This window comes from Brachybacterium massiliense (genome assembly GCF_900184245.1).
Lineage (GTDB): Bacteria > Actinomycetota > Actinomycetes > Actinomycetales > Dermabacteraceae > Brachybacterium > Brachybacterium massiliense.
The window spans coordinates 606,625-632,017 of the sequence record NZ_FXXB01000007.1 but is presented as its reverse complement, the minus strand read 5'-3'; the positions used below and the strand labels follow the sequence as shown (position 1 = coordinate 632,017).

Below are 25,393 nucleotides of genomic sequence, written 5' to 3'. Positions count from 1 at the left end.
TAGAACGACCCGTGGTCCTGCTGTGATGGGTGTTGTCTAGACAGCCACATCCCAGAGGACCACGAGCCTGTGCATGAGAATACGGGTTCGCAGCGAGATGCTGCGAGCACGATCTTCAACCTGCCCGACTACCGCGTCATCGACGCGATCGACCTGCCCGATGGAGGCCGGCGGGTGGTGATCGAATCCATCGAGCCGCCGGGCTGTCCGTCGTGCGGGGTGCTCGCGACCAAGGCCCCCTCCCGCCGATCCCAGAAGGTGCGAGACGTGCCCGTGGCCGGGGCGATGGCGGTGGTGTGGGCCAAGCGGCGCTGGTTCTGCCTCGAGTCGGCCTGCGCCCGGCGCACGTTCTGGGAAGCGACCGACCAGGTCCCGCACCGCGCGCGCTCGACGACCCGGCTGCGGGATCAGGTCGTCTCCGCGGTGATCACCTCTGGCCGGGCAGCCTCGGAAGTCGCCCGGGCCCATGGCGTCTCGTGGTGGCTGGTCCAGGCCGCGCTGGCGGCTGCCGCCGTGGTCCTGCCCACCGCCGAGGACGTGTCAGTGACGCGCCTGGGCATCGATGAGCACCGCTACCGGTCGGTGCGCTGGTTCCGCACCGACGACGGTGCCTGGAGACGGTTCGAGCCCTGGATGACGACCCTGGTCGACCTCTCCACCGGGCAGGTCCTCGGTATCGTCGACGGCCGGGACTCCACCGCCGTCGGCGACTGGCTCGCCCAGCGCTCCGAGCTCTGGCGGGAGCGGATCGAGATCGTCGCCATCGATCCCTCGGCCGCGTTCCGCAAAGCACTGCGGACCTACCTGCCCCGCGTTGCGGTCTCGGTCGACAAGTTCCACCTCGTCAAGCTCGGAAACGACATGGTCACCACCGTCCGTCAACGCCTAGCCCGCACCCATCGCGGTCGTCGCGGCCGCAAGGACGACCCGGCCTGGGCCCACCGGATGCTGCTGCTACGCGGCGCTGACACCCTCACTCCACGGGCCTGGGAGCGGTTGGAGTCGGTGTTCCGCACCGATGACCCCACCGACGAGCTCTCGGCCGCCTGGGGCATCAAGGAGCAGCTCCGCCGCTTGCTGGCCACCGACACCCTCGCCCAGGCCTGGGACGAACGGATGCGGATGGGCTACTTCGCCCAGCTCGCGAACATGCCCGAGGCGACCAAGCTCTACGACACCGTCGTGACCTGGTGGGACGCGATCGAGGTCCTCATCGTCACCGGCGCGACCACCGCCCGAGTCGAGGCAGCGAACACCGGCATCAAGAACATCAAACGCACCGGCCGCGGCTTCCGTAACGCGGAGAACTACCGGACCCGTATCCTGTTAGCCAGCGCCGCGAGAACCGTAGCGTGAATACCCGCTACAGCAGGGTCATTCACCACGAACCGCGAAGAGCCCCCATGCTCGCCGTCTCTCCTGTGGTCAGCCAGTCGCTGTTCATGCCCCATGGCATCCACAGACACGATAAACACAACACGTTGTGCTGACTCGTGGGCGTGTGCATCGGAGCGGGTTCCGGCATCACGACGCCGCAGCGCCTTCTCTCGCCCGGTCACTCCGACCCGAGCGGCGCGGGTTTGGGGGCCCGGTCCGCTCGGCGGAAGGTGCTCACGGAACCGCTAAACGAGCCAATCTGCGTCACGGTTGGGTCGTTTGGCGGTTCGGTGGGAGGTCAGCGCATCCTGCTCGTGCAGCAGCTTCGCCCGCATGGTGCCGAGCAGCAGCCCCGGGTCGGCCAGGGCGATGCCGGTATAGCGATGGGGGAGCGCGGCGGCCTCCTTCAGGCTTCGGGCCCGCTGGCTCGGGGCGCTGCGCAGGTCGAAGGCGCGACGCAGGTCTTTCTCGTGCAGGGGCGCCGGTGAATAGCCCATGAGGTCGTTGCCGCGAGCGATGATCGAGACGACCGCCGCAGCGGTGTTGCGGGTGCTCGCCTTCCGTCGCAGCACCGCATCATCGAGCTGGGCGACGCGCACCAGTAGGCGCCGGCAGGCGGTGAGGAGCTCGTCGCTCTCGGCGGATCCGGGCCGCTGCTCGAGAAGTGCGGTCACCCCCTCGACCAGGTGCGCGTCGATCTCGGCGGCGAGGCCGCGCAGCTCCTCGGGGAACAGCGTGAGCGCGAGCTCCTCGGTGGGCAGCGGCGCGGTGTCGAGCTCTGCGAGCACCTCGAAGCCGCCGGCGCGCAGGGCGAGGTCCGCCAGTCGCAGCGCGGTGGAGTCCTCGAGCTCGAGCGCGTAGTCGACCTGCTCCTCGAGTCGCCGCGCGCGCATGTGCGGATCAGCGTGACGGGCCGGGAACTCCTCGAGCAGCGGGGCGAGCGCGGACAGGGTCTGTGCGATGACGGACGGCTCCTCGCCCTTGCGCTCGAGCGACCAGCCGACAAGCGCCGGCAGGGCAGCGGGGATCTGCGCTACCGCCGCCTTGGAGAGCATCGGCACCGTGGGAAGGACCTCCGAGAGGATCCACTCGGCGAGCTCCGGATCCCAGCCCAGCGGATCGCCGAAGCTCGCGTCGAGCAGGATCATCAGGTAGGCGGCCAGATCCTCCACCGCCTTGCCCGGTTTCAGGTCGGCGGCGTGCTCGGAGACCGTGAACTCTTGGACCAGGTCGGTGCCGTCCTCGAGGATCCATGGCGGCCGCTCGGGGGTCGTCAGCGACGCACCGAGGGGTCCGCTGAGCAGGTCGTTCTCGTCGTACCCCGTCCCACCCTCGGGCATCCGGCCCACGACGAACTCCACGAAGGGCCGCAGCATCGGCCACTGCTTCCAGTCGGCGGATTGTTCCGCCTCCGCCGAAGTGTTGGCGAGGGCCTGGCTGAAGCGGGCGCGCGCATCCGCCGTGGTGACGACCTCGAGGACCGCGTCCAAGGAGCCCCCCTCCCTCGCCATGATCTCCCGGTACTTCCGGATGACCTCCGCCATGGACTCGCCGACCACGAAGGTGTCCTTGACGTACGGCGACGGACTCCACGGGATATAGGAGATGAGCACGGCCCGCACGCCGCGGGGGAGGACCAGCTCCACCATCAGGTTCTCCCCGGTGCCGTCGGAGAAGGCGACTGCCTCGGCGACGGACGCCTGCGCGAGCCCGGAGATCTGCGGCGGCATCGGCTGGCGCCGGGCGGTGAGTCCCACCTGCGCCCGGGAGCGGAGGCCCTCATCGGGGCTCATCGCGGCGACCATGTGCAGCAGCGCGGTGGTCTCCGCGACGTTGATCTCGAGGAAGGTGTCGAGCAGGTCCACCCCCTCGGGAAGCACCTCGGCCTGGTGCTCCAGATTCGCGAGCTCCGTGACCAACGGCGCCGCAGCCACCCAGAACGCGGACGGATCATCGGAACGCAGCGCTGGGCGGAGCGCCCGGATCAGAGGGTTCTCCGCCGCTGGTTCGACGGGGGAGGGCGCATGTCGTGAAGTGTGTAGAGCATGGCGGTTCGAGCGCTGGCGGGCGACGCCCCGTCCGAGCGGGTGGCGGTCATGGCGACGTCGGCTCATGGGGACATTCCATCAGGTGCGGGCCGACGGGGCGAGGAGGCGGGTCGCGAGATGGATGACGCTCAGTTCCGGTTCCGCTCGAAGATTTCGCTCCCGCGGCTGCACGGAGACGCCGAGAGAAACAGCGGGACCGGAGCTCCGCGAGGCGAGGAGCTCCGGTCGCGGCCGCCGAACGTCACGGCACCCCGGCTCAGGCCGGGTCGATGCCCTTGCCGGAGGGGGAGACCAGGATCTTCACGGCCGTCTCGTTGCGATGGATGAGGGTGTCGAACCCCTTGTCGATCAGGTCTTCGAGCTGGATGCGCTCGGTGATGAAGGGAGCGAGATCGATCTTGCCGCTCTCCACGAGCTCGATGACCGCCGGGTGGTTGTTGACGTATCCGATCGATCCACGCAGGTCGATCTCCTTCATCACCAGCTTGTGCATGTCGAAGTCGGAGCGGTGGCCCCAGATCGAGATGTTCAGCAGCACCCCGGTGGGTCGCAGCGCATCCATCAGGGTGTCCAGCACCGCCTGCACGCTGGTGGCCTCGAAGGCGATGTCCGCGCCCTTGCCGCCGGTGAGGTCGTGCACCTCCTGGGCCACGTCGACCGCGGCCGGGTCCAGTGCGTGATCGGCGGCGCCGGAGTCCAGGGCCTTCTGGCGGCGCAGCGAGGAGAGCTCGGAGATCACCACTGTCACGCCCAGGGCCCGCAGCACCGCACCGGTGAGCAGTCCGATGGGGCCGGCGCCGCCGATCACGGCGATGTCACCGGCCTTCGCGCCGGAGCGCTGTACTCCGTGATAGGCGACGGCGAGCGGCTCGATGAGGGCGGCCTGGTCCAGCGGGATGCTGGGATCGATCTTGTGGACCCAGCGGCGAGGGACGGAGAGCTTCTCGGCCAGGCCGCCCCCGCCGCCGCCGAGGCCGATGAAGTTCATCCCCTCGGAGAGGTGGTAGTCGGTGGAGTCCGGACCGGTGTCGATGCCGTCTTTGAGGATGTAGGGCTCGACGACCACCGTGTCACCCACCTCGAGGTCGGTGATGCCCTCGCCGAGCGCCGCCACGACCCCGGAGAGTTCGTGGCCGAGCGTCACCGGGGCCGTCTCCCCGGTCCAGGACGTCGGCGTGTCCGGGGTGGGGCAGAAGATCGGACCGTCCAGGTACTCATGCAGATCGGTGCCGCAGATCCCACAGAAGGCGACGTCGATGAGCACTTCGCCGGCACCGGCGGTGGGTTCGTCGATCTCCTCGATGCGGATGTCCTTGTTGCCGTAATAGCGTGCTGCGCGCACGGTGATCAACCCTCTCGACTTCGCTCTCCGGTCGCTTCTCGCCCGGGGAAGTGATGGCATCGATCGTAGCGAGCCGGATGAGATGCGGAGGGGGACCAACGTCGCTCCGAGCGGAGCGGACAACCTCGAGCGCGTGACTCGTGACGGGCGTAGTGGCATGCGTCGATCTCTGCCCAGCCGACGGAGTGCGGCAGGCCACGCGGCACGGCGAGCGAAGAGACCGGCAGTACTGCTGTGGCGCTTCCCATCCCGACCACCACCACAGGTCAGGAAGGAGATCTTCGTTCTCCCAGCTGGTTCTGAGGAAGGTCCAGGGGAACTCGGAAACTTCTGAACAGGATGGGCTTCCTGGCACCCTCTGCACATCGCCCCGCCCGACCTCCTGCTGCGCCCGGGGACCCGGAGCGCCAGGCGCCCGGTGATCCATCTGGCGAGGAGCTGGATCTGCAGGTCAAGAAGCTCTCTCCCACGGGGCTCGTGGCCAGCGGTGCGGCGGCCGCCACCGCGACCGTGGTCGGCGGTCAGCTGGGGATCGCCGGTACCGTCATCGGCGCCGCACTCACCTCCGTGGTCTCGGCGACAGCGCTCGCGCTCTATACCGATTCCGTCAACCGCAGTCGGCTGACGCTGAAGAAAGTCGCAGCCAAGGGTCCGAAGCGCTCGGCGAGCACGGGGTATTCGATGACGTCTCCCCCTGGTCGTTCCTCTGGGCTGAGATGCTCAACGGGCAGCCTCAAGCCCAGGACGTCGTGGGCTTCGACAGGCAGGTGCGGGACAGGATCGCTCAGGGGGTATCAACCTTCCGAGGTCGTCGACTCCGAGAGCTGGATGATCTGGACGTGGAGGCGCTCGCGAACCTTTGCGCTGAAGGCTTCAAGGGATTCTGGGCTCTGAAGATGACGAAGGTTCTCGCCCTGTACCTCTCGGACACCGTCCCGGTGCTGGACGGGAACGTTGCCCGAGCGATGGGGTTTCGGCGAGATGCTTTCAGACAGCGCAGTCGAGGCGGGGACGGAGTGATGCGAGCACGCGAAGAGAACATCGCCCAGGCGCTCATCGCTCTCCGGGCGGCACTGCGCGAGAACGAGGCAACCCTGAAAGAGATGAGAGAGGTGATCGTTCGAGATGTTCCTGACCTGGCCGAGGCAAGCGAAGCGCGCCTACTCGACATCATTCTGTGGACTTCGCAGGAGGACCGAGTGAATAGCTCGCGGTGGGTGGACGTTGCCCCGAAGCCTTATGCCCCAGCCGACTTCACTCCCGTCCAGATTGCCCCGATCGGCGCGTAGCTCCGCCCCTGGTTGCCTTCCGCCATCGCTGGAGGCAATCTGCTGACCTCGCCCTCCAGGCGAGTCGAGAACCGAAGAGGGGAGGCAGTCTGCAATCGCCACCCCTGAACGTCTCGACAGTGCACCATGGATCCCATGCCCTCCACGTTCGCCTGGCTCGCCGTCGACGCCGAGCAGCGCCGTCGGATGTTGGAAGCAGTGGACCAGTTCCGCGACGAGACGACGATCGATGACCTGGGCATCGGTGGGATCCGGGATGCCTTCTCGGACACGCTGTTCCCCGGCACCTCGACCCTGCACACCCGGCTGCGGTACGTCCTGTTCATCCCGTGGTTGATGCAGGAAGCGGCGAAGCGGGCGACGGTCGCCGAGATGGCGCAGAGGTATCACGACCTCGAACGCGACTTCATCGGCGCCCTGGAGCGGGGGACCGGCGACGACGAGCCCGGGATCATCGGCCGGCGAGCGGGAAAGATGCTCCAGCGCGTGCCTTCGGTGCTCTACAGCGGGATGCTCGCGCAGTGGGGGATTCTTGAACGGGGGCTGACCTCGCGCGAGTTCTTCACCCGCATTGAGGCGAGCCGCAGGCTGGATGCCGAAGCACCCCGCGCGGAGGACGGAGGTCTCGGCACCGAACGTCTCCTTGACGGTCTCGACCCGGAACTCCCCGCCCCGCCGGAGCACCTGCTGAGAAGTGCCGACTTCCGCCTCACTCCGGAAGAGGTCACGTACCTGAAGGAAGCGATCACCCGCACCAACCCCGGAACGCTCCTCGCGCGCCTCGTGCAGGAACGGCCGATGGACTGGACGGACAGCGCCACAGCTCCCGCAGCCCCGTGGGCACCGGAGATCAACTCCCTCCTGCACACCGACGCCGACGAAGAGCTGCGCACCCTCCTCGACCGCGCCGAGAGGTTCAGCCTCCAGGTCCACGGCGCGAACCTCCTCTACAACCTGCTGCTCGCCGAGGCGACCTCCACGGATCCGGAGCGCTTCCGCGATGATCGCGTCGCGCACTATCGCGAACGCTTACAGACCTGGGCGGACGAGACCGCCTCCTCACGCCCCTTCGGATCGCAAGACTTCCTCGAGCTCGGCCAGATGATGGCCGCTCGACGCCGCAACTACACCGACCGGACACGAGCCTTCCTCGAGCATTGGTGCGCGGAGAGCCGCACGCCCCACACCGTCGCGGAGTCCCCGAGCGCTCGTGAGCTGATCATCCGGCGCGAACGCCTTGTGAAGCAGGGCCGTGCGCGGCTGAGACCGGGGAACCTCAAGGCGCTGAACGCCTGGAGCGGTGCTTCGGGCACCGCCCGCCTGCACTTCCGCTGGGCGAACGTCACCACACTCCTCCAGGATCTCTACGACGGAGAGGCGCGTGCCTGATGCTCCAGCCCGACACCAGCGTCCTGCTCACCGACGCGCTCCGGCCACCGCCAGGGCACGAGGTCGACGTCGCCGTCACCACCACCTACTCGCTGAACCTCACTGCGATGCTGATCGCCCCGATGACCTTTGCCTTCGCGCAGATGGACGACTCGAGCGGCGTCACCGACCGCGACCCGGCGCAGCTGCTCGAGGCGGTGCAGCGGTTCATGGGTCGCACCACCGTGTTTTGTCAGGCAGCGGGTATCCGCGTGCCCGCCTCGCACAGCCGGATCCATACCTTCCTCGAGGGCTCCCTGCACGAGGTCGAGCCCCCGGCCGATGGCGCCCTCTTCCACCCCAAGCTCTGGGCGATCCGCTACCGCCGTCCGCACGACGGCGCGCTCTTTCACCGCGCCGTTGTCGGCAGCCGCAACCTGACCCTCGACAGCTCCTGGGACACCGCCCTCGTCCTCGACGAGAGCCCGGACGGCACGATCGACGCCGCCCCCGCCGGCGCCGCCGTCGAGGCGGTGACCGGCATGGTCCTCGACCCCCTCACCGAGGCGCGTCGAGACGCGATCCTGGACCTCGCCGGCACTCTCCGCGACGTGCGGCTCGAGGCGCCGGACCCCTTCACCAGCGGGCGGCTGCTCCCGATCGGGATCGAGGGGGCCCCGTCCTCGTGGCCCTTCCCGGACCGTGCCCGGAAGGTCATCGCGATCAGCCCGTTCCTCTCCACGGAGACGCTCACCAGGATCCGCGCAGGTGCCCCGGAGTCGACCCTGCTGACGCGCGCAGCCGCCGCGGACCTCCTCGGAGGCAGCGCGCTGCGCGACTGGGACGTCAACGTCCTCGATGCCGCCGTGGACGGGGGAGGAGACGACCACCCCGTGGTGGAGGACGCCACAGGGGAAGCGCCGGAAGCTGCGCCATCTACCCTCCTCGATCTCACCGGACTGCACGCGAAGACGGTCGTGATCGACGGCGACGATGGGCAGTCGGCGGTCATCACGGGCAGCGCCAACCTCACCCGTCAGGCATGGAGCAAGAACGTCGAGTTCGACGCCGTGCTCGTGGGCCCCACCCGGCTCTGCGGCGTCGACGCGGTACTCGGCGAAGGCAGCAAGGGCATGGGCCTGCGCACCATCATGGAGCCGTACAGCCCGGCATCGGAGGCGGTCGACGACCCCTCCCTCGATACCAGCTACCTGCTCGAGGAGTTCCACCGGCAACTCGCGCGCTCCACGCCGCGGCCCCGCATGGACATCACCCGCGCCGGCGACGACGCCGTCACCGCCCGCCTCACCCTCGTGCTCCCCGAGGACAGCCCCGGGGAGACGACACTGTGGCCGCTCACCGCACCGAACCTCCGGAAATCCCTCGCGGCGGAGACCTCCTGGGAGCTCTCCCTCGACGAGATCACCCCCTTCATCGCCGTCGAGACCACCAGCGGCGACGGACCCGCCCGCGCGACGAGGCGGTGCCTGCTCAAGGTCCCGCTCATCGGCGATGTCATCGACCGCGAGCAGCGAGCACTCGCCACGATGCTGAACAGCCGCGACCGCGTGCTGCGCTATCTCGCGCTCCTCCTCGGCCTCGACGAACCGACCGCCACCCATGCTCAGGACGCGGAGCACGAGGGGATCACCAGTGCGATCGGCGCCGTTGCCGGAGACGGCCCCCGCCGGCCGTCGCCTCCGATCGTGCTGTTCGAACCGCTGGTGCGCGCGGCGGGCAACGACATCGACCGCATCCTCTCGGTGCGGAAGCAAGTCGAGGCCGTCCTCGAGCTCCCCAAGGCCGACGAGCTGATCCCGCCGGACTTCCTGAAGCTCTGGGACACGGTGCTGAAGTTCTCGCTGAGCAGGAGAACGCCATGAGCCCGTCAGTCCCCACCCCGCGCCTCGATCCCGACGCCGTCCTCGCGGGGCTCAAACCCTTCCAGCGCGCCACCGTCGAGCACGCATTGCGCCGGCTCTGGACGGACGAGGACTCCGTCAGCCGCTTCCTCGTCGCCGACGAGGTGGGTCTTGGCAAGACCCTCATCGCCAAGGGCGTCGCCGCCCGCGCGATCGCGCACCTGCGCGAGACCACCGATCGCACGGTGACGATCGTGTACATCTGCTCCAACAGCCAGATCGCCGGCCAGAACCTGGACCGCCTGCGCGAGCTCACCGGTGGGGAGGCTCAGCGGAACGCCGACCGAATCACGATGCTCCCGCAGACGATGGGCTCCGCCCCGCCCGGCGGCGTCGACCTCATCGCGTTCACCCCCGGCACCTCTCTGCGCCTCGGCGACGCGACGGGCCGCGTCGGCGAGAGAGTCCTGCTGCACTGGATGCTCAGTCACAGCATCGATCGACTCTGGCTGATGCAGGACCGGATCATCGAGTACTTTCGCGATGCCGTCGGATTCCAGAGATTCTCCGACAGGCTGGAGTGGGACTGGAGCAGGCCCGCGCTCGACGACGAGCTCGTCGATGAGTTCACCCGCAGTCTCAGCGGCGAGGATGGGCCTTTCGGTGGCACCTTGCTCAGCGACCTCTTCGACGAGCTCGACACCTGGCTGGGAAGCGACGAGGTCACCCACGAGATGTGGTGGCGACGCCGGCGCATGATCGGCGCGCTGCGCATGGCGGTGGCGCGCACCGCCGTCACGAGGCTCGCCCCCGACCTTGTCATCCTTGACGAGTTCCAGCGCTTCAAGGACCTGTTCCCCGGTGCCCGCAGCAGCGGCGACGAGCACTACTCAGATGCCCAGAAGCTCGCGCAGAAGATCATCATGCATCCCTCGGCGAAGTCGCTCGTGCTCTCCGCCACCCCGTACAAGATGTTCACGCTGCCTGACGAGCTCGACGCCGAGGACCACCACCAGGACTTCCACGACACCATCGCCTTCCTGGCCGGCCCCGACCGCGCGGACCTCGTGCGGGAGCATCTCGCCCACGTGCGCGAGGGCATGCTCCAGGGCACCGACGAGGGCACGCGCCGCGCCGAGGAGGCGACGGCCCGGGCCCAGGCGGAGCTTCAGCGGGTCATGTCCCGCACCGAGCGCCTGGGCTCCACCGCGGTGGCCGACGGGATGCTGCGCGAGATGGAGATGCCGTCCCTCGAGCTGCGGCCAGGCGACCTCGAGGTGTGGACTGCGGCCGACGCGATCGGCCGCCGCGCCCACGGCATGGACATGTTCGAGTTCTGGCGCTCGAGCCCTTTCCCGGTGAACCTCATGGACCCGTCGGCCTACGTGGCCCAGCGCCGCACCCTCGACCTCGCCCACGAGGGCGACGAGGACCTCGCGGCGCTGCTGCACCTGCACCGACACGGCCTACTCTCCTGGGACGACGTGCACCGGTTCCGCGAGATCGACCCCGGCAACCCCAAGCTCCGCGCCATGATCGACGCCGCCATGGAGCGCGGCGTGTGGAAGCTCGCCTGGCTCCCGCCCTCTCTGCCGTACACCACCCCGGGCGGCCCCTTCGCGACCGAGGGCGCGCGCAGCTTCACCAAACGCCTGGTGTTCTCCGCCTGGAGCGTGGTGCCGAAGGCGATCTCCGCCCTGTTCAGCTACGAAACGGACCGACGGCTCAGCGCCTTCGCCCCGGGGCAGGGGAGGGGCGCTCCGGCGCTGTACGACGGGCCGCGCGCCTCGCCGCTGCTGCGCTTCGCCGTTGCCGATGGGAAGCTGATGAACCTGCCGCACCTGGCGCTGCTCCACCCCTCGGTCGCGCTCGCCGAGCTCGGGGACCCGCTCGCGATCGCCCGGGAGACCGGTGAGCAGCTCCCGCTGGAGCGTGAGCGACTGCTGGAGGTGGTGACCGGCAGGATCCAGCAGCGCCTGGACGCGCTCGAGCTGCCCGTGCAGGACACGAAGGGGCAGACCGCCGGCTGGTACGGCGTGGCCCCTTACCTCCTCGACGGCGCGCTGGGGCTCGAGGACCTCGGCCTGCACGGCAGCGGCGAAGGCGCGGACGGGGAGGACGAGACCATCAACCGCTTCCGCGACCACGTCGACTTCGCGCTCGCCCCGGACTGGGAGGTGCTCGGCGCCCCGCCGGAGGATCTCGCCGCAGTGCTCGCCCAGGTGGCGATCGCCGCGCCCGGGGTGTGCGCGCTGCGCGCCGTGGGCCGCGCCGCCGGCGGGGAGCGCTCCTACGCCGATGTCCACGTGCGCCGCGCCGCCCACGAGATCAGCGCGGGCCTGCGCAGCCTGCTGAACCGGCCCGAGACGATGGCCGCCGTGCGCGCCGCCACCGGTGCCGGGGCCGAGGAGACCGACGGCTACTGGCATCTGGCACTCCGCTACTGCCTGGACGGCAATCTGCAGTCGATGCTCGACGAGTACGTGCACACCCTCGTCGACGCACTGGGGCTCCGGCGCGACGAGCCGGCCGCCCGGGCCGAGGCACTGGCCGCCAGGATCCGCACCACGGCCGCGATCCGCACCGCCGCGAACGAAGTGCACGAGCTGCGCTCCGACGGCTCCAAAATCGAGGTGGCCACGCACAAGCTGAACTCCCACATCGCAGCGCGGTTCGGGCGCACCCTGAGCTCCGAGGAGGCGGAGAAGCGGGAGGCCTCGGTGCGCGACAGCTTCAACTCGCCGTTCTGGCCGTTCGTGCTCGCCAGCACCTCCGTGGGACAGGAGGGCCTGGACTTCCACACCTACAGCCACGCCATCGTCCACTGGAACCTGCCCGGCAACCCCGTGGACCTCGAACAGCGCGAAGGCCGCGTGCACCGATACAAGGGGCACGCCATCCGCCGGAACATCGCCCACTGCCATGGCGATGCGGCGCTCTCCGAGGGCTACGACGATCCCTGGGCAGCGATGTTCGACGCCGCCGTCGCCGCCGAGCCACCGGACAGCGACGGGCTCAGCCCCTTCTGGCTCCACGACGGCCCCGCCAAGATCGAACGCTACGTGCCGGCCATGCCGCTCAGCCGCGAATCACGCCAGTACCTGCGGTTGCAGCGCACCCTGGGCGCGTACCGCTCCGTGATGGGCCAGCCCCGGCAGGAGGACCTGATCAAGCTGATGGGGGAGGACGTGGACTGGCCGCGGATCAATCTCCGGCCGCCGCGGTGAGGGCTTCCGGTGTGGTTGATCAGTTCAAACAACGAGGGCAGGGTTCACTCCCTGTCCAAGAGACCGCGCACCAAAGAGGCGACAGCCTCGAGCCAGTCACCGAATGCTCTGACCGCCTCGGGTACGAACGGCATCGATGGACCTCTTGAGGTCCGGGCCTGAAGAAGAAGGAGAGGGCGAGAGGGGTTCACCGCAGCAGTGCCCCCTTCGGCCCCGTGCTGTCGATGATTTCGACCTTCACCGGGCCCGTCTCGCGCTCGAGCGCTACCGAGACTTTCTGTGGCAGCGATTCGGTCACGAACCAGCTGATGATCTTCGCCGGCGCGTAGAGGATCGCGGCGGCCGGGCCGAGAACGATGAGTAGTCCGACAGCGGCTGCAGGGGTCAACTGCTCGTCGCTGGGAAGCAGACAGAAGACTCCGACCAGGACCGCCGTGACTGCAGTGCCTATCGCCGCCTCGAAGAACGTCAGCCTGTTGGTGTCGATCAGGAGGCAGAGGGCGAGGAGGAGGGCGAAGGATGACTGCGGACTCACATTGGCGACAGTCCGACGGTAGGTCGCGGTCATGCTGAGCACGGAGGCTGCAAGCACGAGCGCCGCGGCGACCGTCGTCAGCGGACTGGAGTGCACCGTGGCCATGAGCCTTTCGACGATCCAGTCCGCGACGCCGTCGAGTCCGAGACTGCGCAGTATCGAGGCGATGACGTCGTACCCACGGGCTTCTTCTCCGCCCGCGCGCTGTCCCCAGAGCAGAGCGATGGCGTAGACGGAGGCGAGCAATGCGAGGAGACGCCGGCCGAAGGAGCCGTCCTTGAAGAAGTTGTCGGCGATCGTGGACATAGGTGTCCTCTCGGGTCCGAGGTGGTGTGGACTGCTGCGGGACTGGGTGGTCAGTTGGTCGAGATGGTCCAATTTCCGTCGGCGTTCACCTGCAGGACGAGGGAGCCGTCGGGGAGCAGCGTGGTGCCGTCGTAGGTACCGATGTCGTTGACGATCAGATCGGGGTGGCTCTCGCCCCATGCCCAGATCGCGAAGTTGCTCTCCCCGTCATGGGTCAGGGTGACCGGGGTGAGGCCCTCCGCGACGCCTGCGACGATGACGATGGAGTCGCCTGTGGCTTCGAACGGGGCGCTCCCATCCCAGCGAGGTGCCTCCTGGAGGGGGACGAGGTCGATGCTCCAGGCGCCGTCGGCTTCCACGCGCAGCGCGGCGGGGTCCTCGGCGAAGTTCAGCGCGACGTCACCGTCGTAGTCACCGATCTCGTTGACCAGAAGATCGATGTCCTGCCCGTTCTCGTCCACGGACCACATGGCGAAATTGCTGGAGCCGTCATGGGCGACGGTCGCGTAGAACACGTCCTCGCCGAGTGGATCGATGATCACCACCTCGGCGCCCGTGCCGGAGTAAGACTGCGGTTCGACGGGCTCCGGTTCGGCTTCCGTGTCAGTTTCCGGCTCGTCCTCCGCCTCGGTCTTGGACTCGGGCTCTGTTGTGGGGGAGGAGTCGGTGCTCTCGGACGGCTCCGCGGCGTCCAGGTCGGTCCCGGCGTCGTCGCGCTCGATCTCCTGTGCCGCGGCGGCGGAGGCGGGAGTCGCGTCAGCGTCGTCGGCGGGCGGATCGTTCGCGGTTCCACAGGCACTGAGGAGCGCGAGGATCGACAGAGTACCGGTGAGGCTGCCGGCGAGACGCCGTAGAGAGCGGCGGCGTCCCGCATTCAGCGACGTGGAGGATGTGATGCGCATGGCTTGCTCCTTCGTGGGCCGGACCAGGCCGGTTCGTCTTGAGCACTGCGAGGTCCGCGGTGCGTGACCAGACCATGTCGCGCCGATGCGACAAATGACAGATGGGGCATCGATAAGTCCTCTTATCAATACCCACCTGAGCGCTGGCTGGCCCTCTCGGCTATCGTGAACTTCCACTCGAGGAGGTGAGCCGTGCCGACACTGACAATGCAGTCCATCGCCGAGCTCACCCGCGTGCAACGGGGCGTGGTGAGCATGTGGCGAACGCGCGCCGCCGGCACTCCGCACCCGTTCCCGCCCTCGCTGTCGGAGGACGAGCTGCTCTTCGACGCCGAGCAGATTGCTTCGTGGCTGGAGGTGACGGGGAAGGGCAATAATGCTGATGCTCCACTCGAGGTTCTCCTGCACTCCTCAATGTTCGAGGAGATGAGAGGCGATCCCGAGGCAGCATCGATCCTGTCTCTCCTGCACGAGCTCGTGGGCGGACCGCTCGCGGAGATCCAGCTCGGCGACGTCCGCGAGGTGCTCACGCACCACGCACTCGATCTGTTGGTGAACCAGGAGCACCTTGAAGAGCTATGGGCTCAGCCCGAGCTTCTCTCGACTGTGGACGAACTCGCTGAAGCGGCTTTCTCAGGCCGTGCCCTGCTCGAGCGTCTGGTCGATGCGTTCAGTCGTCCAGGTGGAGCCTGGGCTCCCAGTGCACTCACCGCGCCCGGTATCGCTCTTGTCGTCGATCTGCTCCGCACTCTCCTCGAGCTCGCACCCCGGCGCCTCGACCTGCAGGGCTCCGGCGCTCTGCAGATTGCCACAGAACTCGCTCGCGTCCTCGGCGATAAGGACCAGCCGCGTTTCGGGACTGAGCTGAGCCCGGACATGTCGATGGAAACCCGTGCTGCACTGCGGATGCTCGCAGCGCATGCCGGCCCCGATCATGTCGTTGATCCGACCGACTGGCTCGACGAACCGCACCTTGCGCTGTACTACGACCAGGCCGCCGGCGACCCGATGGCCTTCTTCGATCACGTCGAGGCGATGCTGCTGGACCTCGGGCACGCTAATATCGCGATGGTCATCGGGCCGAGCAAGCTCGTGCTGGATCCCCTCAGGGACGAGTCCTTGCGCGCCGCGCGTACTCGGTTGTTGTTGCCTCGGTCCGAGAGTCCCGCCCCGTTGCGCTACGCGGCGCGACTCCCCAAGGGCCTCAGCCGCTTCGGAGGCAGGCGCCGCCTCGGACTGTGGGTGTTCGGCACCGCAGCGCCGCACGCCGGCACCGACTGGACCGTGTACGGGGAGCATGCGGATACGTCTCTGGACGCCTCGTCTCGAGCGGCCATTGCCGCCGATGTCGCCGCGGCGCTGGCCGGAGGGACGTCCCTGACTGCCCACGCCTTCCTCACCGGCACACGAGTGGCCACCGGTGCGCTCCTGCGGCGGCGGGATCTTCTTGTCTCCCCATTGGCCGAGCCGACGCGCAGCGGCGGCGAGAGCCTCGCCCGGCTGTGGGAGCTGGACGATGGCGCGCTCTCGCAGACCCTCGCCCTTCGCGCCACCGAGGAGAACCGGACCGATCCCTCGCTCCCCTGGGCACAGGCCCTGAACGGCCTGGCCCGCGAGGTCCGCGGCACACGCCTGCCCTCCCAGGTGATCGGTGCCCCTGCGGCGGGCAGCGTCACCGTGATCGGACCGGAGGAGGTGCGCGACCCGAGCCGCCTCGGACAGCGGGCCGCCGACCGTCTCGTGCTGGAGCAGACCGTCCCGCGCAGCATCCTCACCCTCCCCGGCGACGTGGTGTTCACCGCGGAGGGCGGCGCCGCCGCAGTGGTCGATACGGCCGGTGGTCACCTGCTGCAGGCTCCCGCCCGGGTGCTCCGCTGCCGGCCCGCCGTCCATGCAACGCGCGTGCTGCACCCCCGCGTGGTGGCCGCCGACATCGCCGCCCAGGAGGGCCGCGACCGGCGCACCTGGCGCCTGCGCACGATCCCCGCCGAGGCGCTCCCGGCGCTCGACGCTGTCGGACCCCTGCTGGAAGATCGGCGTGCCGAGCTCCGTCGGCGACTCGACTCCCTCGACCAGCTCGAGGACGAACTCATCCAGGCCGTGGCGGCCGGAACCCTCGCCGCCACGCTCATCACCCCCGAGAAGGAGAACTGATGGCCACGAAGCAGGCCGCCTTGGCGCCCTCGACGCCCAAGGAGCTCAAGGACACGCTGTGGAAGGCGGCGGACAAGCTCCGCGGCTCCATGGACGCGAGCCAGTACAAGGACGTCGTGCTGGGGCTCGTGTTCCTCAAGTACGTCTCCGACGCCTTCGAGGAGCGGCGCGAGGCGATCCGCGCCGAGCTCGACGGCGAGGACGAGCAGTTCATCGCCGAGACCCTCGAGGAGGTCGATGAGTACACCGGTTCCGGCGTGTTCTGGGTGAACCCCGCCGCCCGCTGGGAGTACATCGCCGCGCACGCCAAGGGTACCCAGGCCGGGCCGGGCGCCGATCGGCAGACCGTGGGCGACCTGATCGACGCCGCGATGGGGCATCTGGGCCGCGACAACACCTCCCTCGAGGGCACCCTGCCGCGTATCTACGGGCGCGACAACGTGGACCAGCGCCGCCTGGGCGAGCTGGTGGACCTGCTGAACTCGGCTCGCTTCACCGGCGAGGGCGTCTCGAAGGCCCGGGACCTGCTCGGCGAGGTCTATGAGTACTTCCTGGACAAGTTCGCCAAGGCCGAGGGCAAGCGCGGCGGGGAGTTCTACACGCCGCCCGTGCTGGTACGCACCCTGGTGGAGATCCTCGAGCCGCATAAGGGCCGTGTCTACGACCCGTGCTGCGGCTCGGGCGGCATGTTCGTGCAAGCGGAGAAGTTCCTCGCTGCACATGACGAGGACCCGACGAACATCGCCGTCTATGGCCAGGAGCTCAACGAGCGCACCTGGCGGATGGCGAAGATGAATCTCGCCATCCACGGCATGGACTCCCAGGGCCTCGGCGCCCGCTGGGGCGACACCTTCGCCCGCGACATCCACCCGAACCTGGTGGCGGACTACGTGCTGGCGAACCCGCCGTTCAACATCAAGGACTGGGCCCGCAGCGAGGACGATGCACGCTGGACCTACGGAGTGCCCCCGGTGCGCAACGCCAACTACGCCTGGATGCAGCACATCCTCTCCAAGCTCTCCGCCCAGGGCGAGGCGGCCGTGGTGATGGCCAACGGCACCATGGCCTCGAACACCGGGGGAGAGGGAGAGATCCGCAAGAACATGCTGAAGGCCGGCGTGGTCTCCGCCGTGGTGGCGATGCCGCCGAACCTGTTCCGTTCGGTCGCGATCCCGGTGTGCGTCTGGTTCTTCGCGAACGACAAGACCGCTGGCTCCAAGGGGTCGATCGACCGCTCCCGCGAGGTGCTGTTCATCGACGCCCGCGAGATGGGGCACATGATCGACCGCGTGGAGCGGACGTTCTCCGACGAGGACGTCCACCGCATCGCCAACACGTTCCGCACCTGGCGCGGTCGTGAGTCGGCCGAGGGTGAGTACGAGGACGTACCCGGCTTCTGCAAGTCCGCGACGATCGACGACATCGAGAAGGCGGGCTGGGCGGTGACGCCGGGCCGCTTCGTCGGCGCCCCGGAGGCCGAGGAGGATGACGAGCCGATCGATCAGAAGATCGAGCGGCTCACAAGGGAGCTCACTGCGGCGTTGGATGAGTCTGCGCGGCTGGATGCGGTGGTGCGGGAGCAGCTGGGGAGGTTGGCGTGATGGCGATGATTGCCCTTGAAAAAGTTGCAGAGGCCGGAGGTTTCGCCGGGGGCCCGTTCGGTTCAAATCTCGTATCGAAGGATTATGTTGACGACGGTGTTCCTGTAATCAGGGGAAGTAACATGGCTGGCCATGGCGCTCTCGAAGGTCCGTTCGCGTACGTTTCTGAGGAGAAGTATCGACGGGATCTTGCTCGGAATACGGCGACGGCGGGCGACATAGTGTTCACTCAGCGCGGAACGCTCGGTCAGGTCGTGAGAATCGACGATACTGAAAGTCGAACATTCGTAATATCGCAAAGCCAAATGCGACTGCGAGTCGATGCCGCCAGGTTCGATCCGAAGTTTGTGTACTACGCCTGCAGGTCCGAGGAATTTCTTAGGCAGATAGACGATCGGGCGATCCGTACTGGAGTCCCGCACATCAACCTTCAGATCCTTCGTCAGCTTAAAATCCCTATTCTTTCTCTGGGTGCTCAGCGAAATGTGGCACTTGTTCTCAATGCCCTTGACGACAAGGTTGCCGCGAATCGCCGCGGGATCGAACTAGTGATGGAGCTGGGCGAGGCGTTAGTGAGGAGACGGGGGGCGGACGGGTCGCCGAAGCCCCTTTCGGAGCTTGCCGAAATAGTGATGGGGTCGTCTCCGAAGGGGGAGTTTCTGAACGAGGAAGGGCAGGGTGTACGGTTCTATCAGGGTGTACGTGACTTTGGTGCAGTCTTTCCGGAAGTGAGGGTGAGTACGACGAACCCTGTGCGCATGGCACCAAGGGGGGCGACTCTACTTGCTGTCCGGGCGCCGGTGGGGGAGGTGAATATTGCAACCGAGGATGTGTGCATTGGTCGAGGGCTTGCGAGCATTTTTTCGGCGGAGCGACCTGCGACGATTCATTTCAGCCTCCGTGCTTTCCAGTCGATCTGGGATGAGTACCAGGGGGGCGGGACTGTGTTCGCGTCAGTCAACGGCAAGGAGGTCAAGGCTACGGCTCTGCTGGTGCCCGGCGATTTATCGGGGGAGCTTGAAGGCATGCTCGCATCGCTTCTGGAACGTGCGGTTCAAGCCGAACTCGAGAACCAACGCCTCGCCGCCACCCGTGACGAGCTCCTTCCCCTTCTGATGTCCGGCAAGATCACCGTCAAGGATGCTGAGAAGACCGTCGAGGAGGTCGTCTGACATGTCGTCCCACACCGGTGAGGACGCCTGGGAGCAGCTCGTCATCGATCGGATGGGCGAGCTCGACTGGCGGTACACGCCCGGCGCAGACGTCGCGCCGGGCTCAGGGGAGCGGGAGTCGTGGCAGGACATCGTGCTGCGCGGCACGCTCGATCAGGCACTGAAGAACCTCAACCCGGACGTGCCGGGGGAGTACCTGCAACAGGCCGCAACGGAAGTGCTGACCCCGCAGTCGCAGGACGCGATCACCGAGAACCATCGCCTCCACGAGATCCTGCGCGACGGCTACCGCGGCATCACCTTTGTCGACCACGACGGGCGCGAGCGCACCCCCGTGATCCGCTTCCTCTCCGGTGACGCGGCGCTGAACAGCTACCGGGTGGTGAACCAGGTGACCCTGCGCCGCGGCCAGGTGGAGCGGCGCTTCGACGTCATCGCCTACGTGAACGGTCTGCCGCTGGCGATCATGGAGCTCAAGCAGGCCGGATCCCGGGCCGCTACCGCCGAGGCCGCCTATAACCAGCTGCAGACCTACGTCGCCGAACTCCCGATGGCGTTCCGCTTCGCCGCGTTCGTGGTCGCCACCGACGGCATCAACGCCCGCTACGGCACGCCGTTCACGCCCTGGAACCACTTCGCCTCCTGGAACGTGGACGATGACGGCCACCCCGTCGCCATGGGGGAGCCCGGCCCGGACGGCGAGCACCACACCGAGATCGATTGGACGTTGAACGGCCTGTTCAACCTCGAGCGCTTCGGCCAGCTCCTCCACGACTTCGTCGCTTTCGACGAAGATGCTGGCGGGCTCACCAAGCGCATCGCCAAGCCGCACCAGTACTTCGCCGTGACCAAGGCCGTCGGCTCCACCATCGAGGCCGTCCGCTCCGACGGGCGGATCGGCGTGGTCTGGCACACCCAGGGCTCGGGCAAGTCCATGGAGATGGAGCTGTACACCGCGAAGGTGATGGGACATCCGCAGCTCGCGAACCCCACCATCGTCGTCCTCACCGACCGCACCGAGCTCGATACTCAGCTGTTCGACGGGTTCCAGCGCTCCACGTTGCTGCCCGAGCAGCCCCGCCAGATCGGCTCCCGCGAAGAGCTGCGCGCCCAGCTCAGCGAGCGCCGCACCGGCGGGATCTACTTCACCACCCTGCAGAAGTTCGGCCGCTCCCAGGCCGAGCGTGAGGCCGGCGCCGCGCATCCCCTGCTCTCGGACCGACGGAACATCATCGTCATCGCCGACGAGGCCCACCGCAGCCACTACGGCGACCTCGACGGATACGCTCGCCACCTGCGTAGCGCCCTGCCGAACGCCGCGCTCATCGCCTTCACCGGCACACCCATCCGGGAAGCGGACCGCGACACCCGAGAGGTGTTCGGTGCCGACATCGACGTGTACGACCTGCGCCGCGCGGTGGACGACAAGGCCACCGTGCCCGTCTACTTCGAACCCCGCCTCATCCAGCTCGCCCGCCTCGCCGACCTCGACGACGACACGATCGACGACGCCGCCGAGGAGGCCACCGCGGGCCTGGACGACGTGGACCGCCAGCGCCTCCAGCAGTCCGTCGTCGTGCTCGAGGCGCTCTACGGCGCACCCGAGCGCCTGCGCACCCTCGCGGAGGACTTCGTCGCGCACTGGGAGCAGCGGCGGGAGAACATGCGCACCGCGATCGAGGGACCCGGCAAGGCCATGATCGTCACCGCCACGCGGTCCATCGCCGCCCGGCTCTACGACGAGATCATCGCGCTGCGCCCCGACTGGCACGACGACTCCGACGCCAAGGGGAGGATCAAGGCGGTCTACACCGCGAACCCGTCGGACCCCGAGCAGATCCGAGCGCACATGCGCCGACCCAGCGCGATCGCCGCCGTGAAGCAGCGGGTCAAGGACCCTGCCGACGAGCTCGAGATCGTCATCGTCAAGGACATGATGCTCACCGGCTTCGACGCTCCCGCCCTGCACACCCTCTACCTCGACCGCAGCATCAAGGGCGCCCTGCTCATGCAGACCCTCGCCCGCGTCAACCGCACCTACAAGGGCAAGCAGGACGGTCTCCTGGTCGCCTACGCCCCGCTGCTCGAGAACCTCAACGCCGCCCTGCGCGAGTTCACCCACGACGCCGACCCGACCGACCCGAGCGTCGGCCGGCGCGACGTCGACGAGGCCGCCCAGCTGGTCCACGCCCTCGTCGGCTCGCTGCGCGAGATCGTCACCCTCGACTGGAGGGCGATCCAGAACGCTGACGTGCGCCGCGGCTTCATCGACGCCGTCTCCGCGACCACCAACTTCCTGCGCTCACCGCTGACCGACGGGAACAGCGACCCGGAGGACCCGGACGCCCGCCCCCTTGCCGACGCCTTCCGCAGCCTCTCCTCGAAGCTCGACCGCGCCTGGGCGCTCGCCGCCGGGCACAGCGACATCCAGCCGCTGCTGCCCGAGGTGCAGTTCTACAAGGAGGTGCGCGTGTGGATGGCGAAGTACGACGCCCGCGAGCGCCTATCCCGCGGAGAGCCCATCACCGACGAGGTGCGGCGCCTGCTCGGCGAACTGTTGGTCGACTCCGCCGAGAGCACCGGGGTGGTCGACATCTACCAGGAGGCAGGGCTCGAACTCCAGCGGCTCGATGCGATCACCCCCGCCTGGGCCGAGGAGGCGAAGAAGCCCTCGAAGTCCCAGCTCGCGATCGAAGCACTGAAGGCCACCATCCTTGAGGAAGCCGCCCGGGTCACCCGCGGGAACGAGGTGCGCTCGAAGCTGTTCTCCGAGCGGATCAACGAGCTGATGTTGAAGTACACCAACAAGCAGCTCACCGCCGCGGAGATCATCGCGCGCCTCATCGAGATGGCCCAGGAGGTCCGTGCCGAAGCCGACCGTGGCACGCAGTTCAGTCCTCCGCTCGGTACCGACGAGCTGTCGGTCTACGACGTCATCGCACAGAACCCCTCGGCCGTGGACGTGATGGGCGACGACACCCTCGCCCAGATCGCTCGGGAGCTGGTGACGATCATGCAACGTGACATCCGCACCGACTGGACCGTGCGCGACGACGTCAAGGCCAAGCTCCGCTCCTCCATCAAGCGCCTGCTGCGCAAGTACAAGTACCCGCCGGACCAGCAGCCCCAGGCCATCGTCGACGTCATGCAGCAGATGGAGTCGCTCGCGCCGCGGTATGCGGAGGAGCTGCGGGAGGACGGCACTCGATGACCGGCAAACATGTACGACTCTTCCTCGTCGACGGGAAGCCGGGCGGGCTCATGACCGCCGAGATCGGCAACTGGACGGGTCATGTGCTCAAGGGGAAGCGGCTCGAGCTCGGAGAGATCCGCACGCGCCCCGAAGCCAGCCGCACCGGCATCTACATCCTCTTCGGCACAGGTGACGACGATGAACGGGTCGCATACATCGGCGAGAGCGACAACGTGGGCAAGAGGCTGGTTGACCACGACGCGAAGAAGCACTTCTGGGATGAGGTCGTGATCGTGACGTCCAAAGACGCGAACCTCACCAGCGCCCACGTGCGCTACCTGGAATCCCGGCTGGTGCGCATCGCCAAGGACATCGGCCGAATCCCCCTCGTCAACATACAAGGACCGACCGGGGGTGCCGACCTGCCCGAGGCGGACGCCTCGGACATGGACTACTTCATCGATCAGGTGAGGATCCTCATGCCCGTGCTCGGACACGACATCTTCCGCGGCAGAGCGACGACACAATCCGTCCCCGTCAATCGCGCAAAAGGGCAGGCGGCCCTGGAGCTCGAGCAGGTGGCCCCTGACAGCCCCACCTTCTTCCTCCGGACGCCGAAGGGGATAGAAGCCCGTGCCCAGGTGCTCGATGGAGAATTCACGCTCCTCGAAGGGTCGATCGTCAGCAGCGTGATGCGCAGATCTGGGAAGCAGGCGGCGTCCACGGCCCGGCAGTTCGAGAGCCGGTCGATCCAGCACGCGGATCTGATGAAGGTGGTGGAGCCGCTCAGTGGTGGGGAACTGGGGCGCGTTCTGAAAGACGTCGTGTACTCGTCCCCGTCCGCTGCAGCGGCAGTTGTCCTGGGCCGAGCCACTGCCAATGGTCGAATCGAGTGGGTTGACGAGCTCGGCAAGAGCTACGGGGCGTGGGAGGCTGCGCAAGCAGAGCGTTGAGGGGCTCGGCGGAGCGGGTCCATGACCTCATCCACATCGACGCTGGCCTGGCACAGCTCCCGCCTGCCGTGAAGGGACAGTGCGGCCCGGCCGGGTGCGACGGCGACTGTGCATGCCCCCGCACCCGGCCGCCGAGCCCCGCGCGCGCCGCGGCGCGCTCCGCGGGCGGACGGGGATCAGAATCGCGGCGTCGGCAGGTACACGGTGCCGCCGCGCTCGCGGAACTCCCGCGACTTCTCGGCCATGCCCTCCTGGGCGATCCGCTCTTGGGAGGCGGCGTCGCCGTAGGTGTCGCGGATGTCCTGCGAGATCCTCATCGAGCAGAACTTCGGCCCGCACATGGAGCAGAAGTGCGCGGTCTTCGCGGGCTCGGCCGGCAGGGTCTCGTCGTGGTACTCCTCGGCCAGCTGCGGATCCAGCGAGAGCCCGAACTGGTCCCGCCAGCGGAACTCGAAGCGGGCCTTCGACAGGGCGTCGTCTCGCTCGCGGGCCCCGGGATGTCCCTTGGCGACATCGGCCGCGTGAGCGGCGATCTTGTACGTGATCACCCCGGTCTTCACGTCATCGCGGTCCGGGAGCCCGAGGTGCTCCTTCGGCGTGACATAGCAGAGCATCGCGGTGCCGTAGCGGGCGATCTCCGTCGCGCCGATGGCGGAGGTGATGTGGTCGTAGGCCGGCGCCACGTCGGTGACCAGCGGGCCGAGCGTGTAGAACGGCGCGCCGTCGCACAGCTCCTGCTGGCGCTCCACGTTCTCGCGTACCAGGTGCAGCGGCACGTGCCCCGGGCCCTCGACCATCACCTGCACATCGTGCTCCCACGCCCGGCGGGTCAGCTCGGCGAGGGTGTCGAGCTCGGCGAACTGCGCGTCGTCGTTCGCATCGGCGAGGCAGCCTGGCCGCAGCCCGTCGCCGAGGGAGAAGGAGACGTCGTAGCGGGCGAAGATCTCGCACAGCTCGTCGAAGTGCTCGTAGAGGAAGTTCTCCCGGTGCCGGGCCAGGCACCAGCCGGCCAGGATGGAGCCGCCGCGCGAGACGATCCCCGTGACCCGGTTCGCCGTCAGCGGCACGTAGCGCAGCAGCACCCCGGCGTGGATCGTCATGTAGTCCACGCCCTGCTCGCACTGCTCGATCACGGTGTCCCGGAAGATCTCCCAGGTCAGCGCGTTCGCGTCCCCGTTCACCTTCTCGAGCGCCTGGTAGATCGGGACGGTCCCGATGGGCACCGGGGAGTTGCGCAGGATCCACTCGCGGGTGGTGTGGATGTCGTCCCCGGTGGAGAGGTCCATGACGGTGTCGGCGCCCCAGCGGGTGGCCCACTCGAGCTTGGAGACCTCCTCGGCGATCGAGGAGGTCACCGCCGAATTGCCGATGTTCGCGTTGACCTTCACCAGGAAGCTGCGTCCGATGATCATCGGCTCCGCCTCGGGATGGTTCACGTTCGCGGGGATGATCGCGCGGCCCGCCGCGACCTCGCTGCGCACCAGCTCCACGTCGCAGCCCTCCCGCAGCGCGACATAGCGCATCTCCGGGGTGATCTCGCCGCGACGGGCGTAGTGCATCTGGGTGACGCGCCGGCCCGGGAGGGAGCGCAGCGGGGGCCGGCTCTCGCCGCGCCACTCGGCGCTGGCCTCGCCGCGGCGCACCGCCTCGCGCCCGTCGTCGGACAGATCGCGGGCCCGGCCGGCGTACTCCTCGACGTCGCCGCGGCCCCGGATCCACTCCTCGCGCAGCGGCGGCAGGCCCTCCTCCGGGACGCATCCGGGGCCGGCGGTGCGGTACACCGCCAGCGGCGGGTTGGCCGTCCCGTCGGGGGAGGGGTCCTGGGCGATGCGGGTGACGGGCACCCGCAGGCCGTGCGCGGGGTCCTCGAGATGGCCGAGGCTGTGGGTGGGGTAGTTCTCAGGGCGTGCGGACATGCAGTCGCTCTCCTTCTTCCTTCGCCGGCATGACCCGGGGCAGGTTCGGTCGGTGCTCGAACCGCGACAGTTCGATCTCAGCCCGTTGCGACGGGCACCCGAGGGATCGGCAACGACCGTAGCAGACGCATGCGGTCGCGTCCGAGGC

15 protein-coding genes and 1 riboswitch are annotated in these 25,393 nt (G+C 68.2%); of the genes, 10 read left to right on the top strand and 5 right to left on the bottom strand.

Going from position 1 to position 25,393, the window contains the following annotated elements:
• The first annotated feature begins 69 nt into the window (after positions 1-69).
• The gene (locus tag BN4251_RS09505; RefSeq protein ID WP_087484849.1) at positions 70-1,356 is read left to right on the top strand and encodes an ISL3 family transposase; all 1,287 of its coding nucleotides are present in this window, start codon (positions 70-72) and stop codon (positions 1,354-1,356) included.
• A gap of 266 nt (positions 1,357-1,622) precedes the next feature.
• On the opposite strand, the gene BN4251_RS09500 is transcribed toward BN4251_RS09505, so the two are convergent.
• Both BN4251_RS09500 and BN4251_RS09495 read right to left on the bottom strand, forming a co-directional pair.
• Positions 1,623-3,491: a hypothetical protein gene (locus tag BN4251_RS09500; protein ID WP_140398417.1), complete on the bottom strand. Its 1,869-nt coding sequence runs from the start codon at positions 3,489-3,491 to the stop codon at positions 1,623-1,625.
• Between the two features lie 190 nt (positions 3,492-3,681).
• Positions 3,682-4,767: a 2,3-butanediol dehydrogenase gene (locus BN4251_RS09495; RefSeq protein WP_087484983.1), complete on the bottom strand. Its 1,086-nt coding sequence runs from the start codon at positions 4,765-4,767 to the stop codon at positions 3,682-3,684.
• Between the two features lie 716 nt (positions 4,768-5,483).
• On the opposite strand from BN4251_RS09495, the gene BN4251_RS09490 reads away from it, so the two are divergent.
• The 4 genes from BN4251_RS09490 to BN4251_RS09475 all read left to right on the top strand — a co-directional run bounded on the left by BN4251_RS09490 (position 5,484) and on the right by BN4251_RS09475 (position 12,513).
• Positions 5,484-6,056, top strand: coding sequence for a DUF6308 family protein (locus BN4251_RS09490; RefSeq protein ID WP_087484847.1), 573 nt, complete (start codon positions 5,484-5,486; stop codon positions 6,054-6,056).
• A 135-nt stretch (positions 6,057-6,191) separates the two neighbouring features.
• On the top strand, positions 6,192-7,445 hold the full coding sequence (locus BN4251_RS09485; protein ID WP_087484846.1) for a DUF6361 family protein: 1,254 nt from the start codon (positions 6,192-6,194) through the stop codon (positions 7,443-7,445).
• Positions 7,445-9,307 (top strand): phospholipase D family protein, encoded by a 1,863-nt coding sequence (locus BN4251_RS09480; protein ID WP_087484845.1) that lies wholly within the window; start codon positions 7,445-7,447, stop codon positions 9,305-9,307. The genes BN4251_RS09485 and BN4251_RS09480 overlap by 1 nt, the downstream gene beginning before the upstream one ends.
• Complete coding sequence (locus tag BN4251_RS09475) at positions 9,304-12,513, top strand: helicase-related protein (RefSeq protein WP_087484844.1); 3,210 nt, start codon at positions 9,304-9,306, stop codon at positions 12,511-12,513. The genes BN4251_RS09480 and BN4251_RS09475 overlap by 4 nt, the downstream gene beginning before the upstream one ends.
• Positions 12,514-12,700: 187 nt before the next feature.
• Here the strand turns inward: BN4251_RS09475 and BN4251_RS09470 are convergent, their stop codons facing one another.
• The gene (locus BN4251_RS09470; protein ID WP_087484843.1) at positions 12,701-13,354 is read right to left on the bottom strand and encodes a hypothetical protein; all 654 of its coding nucleotides are present in this window, start codon (positions 13,352-13,354) and stop codon (positions 12,701-12,703) included.
• Positions 13,355-13,404: 50 nt separating this feature from the next.
• Positions 13,405-14,256 (bottom strand): hypothetical protein, encoded by an 852-nt coding sequence (locus BN4251_RS09465; RefSeq protein WP_087484842.1) that lies wholly within the window; start codon positions 14,254-14,256, stop codon positions 13,405-13,407.
• Between the two features lie 192 nt (positions 14,257-14,448).
• On the opposite strand from BN4251_RS09465, the gene BN4251_RS09460 reads away from it, so the two are divergent.
• From BN4251_RS09460 to BN4251_RS09440, 5 genes are read left to right on the top strand one after another with little or no spacing between them, the layout of a single operon-like run.
• The gene (locus BN4251_RS09460) at positions 14,449-16,410 is read left to right on the top strand and encodes a hypothetical protein (RefSeq protein WP_140398416.1); all 1,962 of its coding nucleotides are present in this window, start codon (positions 14,449-14,451) and stop codon (positions 16,408-16,410) included.
• Positions 16,410-18,011, top strand: a complete 1,602-nt coding sequence (locus BN4251_RS09455; protein ID WP_087484840.1) for a type I restriction-modification system subunit M — start codon at positions 16,410-16,412, stop codon at positions 18,009-18,011. The genes BN4251_RS09460 and BN4251_RS09455 overlap by 1 nt, the downstream gene beginning before the upstream one ends.
• Positions 18,011-19,183: a restriction endonuclease subunit S gene (locus BN4251_RS09450; protein WP_087484839.1), complete on the top strand. Its 1,173-nt coding sequence runs from the start codon at positions 18,011-18,013 to the stop codon at positions 19,181-19,183. Before BN4251_RS09455 ends, BN4251_RS09450 begins: the two co-directional genes overlap by 1 nt.
• A 1-nt stretch (position 19,184) precedes the next feature.
• The gene (locus tag BN4251_RS09445) at positions 19,185-22,394 is read left to right on the top strand and encodes a type I restriction endonuclease subunit R (protein ID WP_087484838.1); all 3,210 of its coding nucleotides are present in this window, start codon (positions 19,185-19,187) and stop codon (positions 22,392-22,394) included.
• Positions 22,391-23,329 (top strand): GIY-YIG nuclease family protein, encoded by a 939-nt coding sequence (locus tag BN4251_RS09440; RefSeq protein ID WP_087484837.1) that lies wholly within the window; start codon positions 22,391-22,393, stop codon positions 23,327-23,329. The genes BN4251_RS09445 and BN4251_RS09440 overlap by 4 nt, the downstream gene beginning before the upstream one ends.
• A 176-nt stretch (positions 23,330-23,505) precedes the next feature.
• Here BN4251_RS09440 and thiC read toward each other — a convergent pair whose 3' ends face one another.
• Positions 23,506-25,245, bottom strand: coding sequence for a phosphomethylpyrimidine synthase ThiC (gene thiC / locus BN4251_RS09435; RefSeq protein ID WP_087484836.1), 1,740 nt, complete (start codon positions 25,243-25,245; stop codon positions 23,506-23,508).
• Positions 25,243-25,357: riboswitch (TPP riboswitch) on the bottom strand. (Overlaps the previous gene by 3 nt.)
• Positions 25,358-25,393 lie beyond the last annotated feature (36 nt).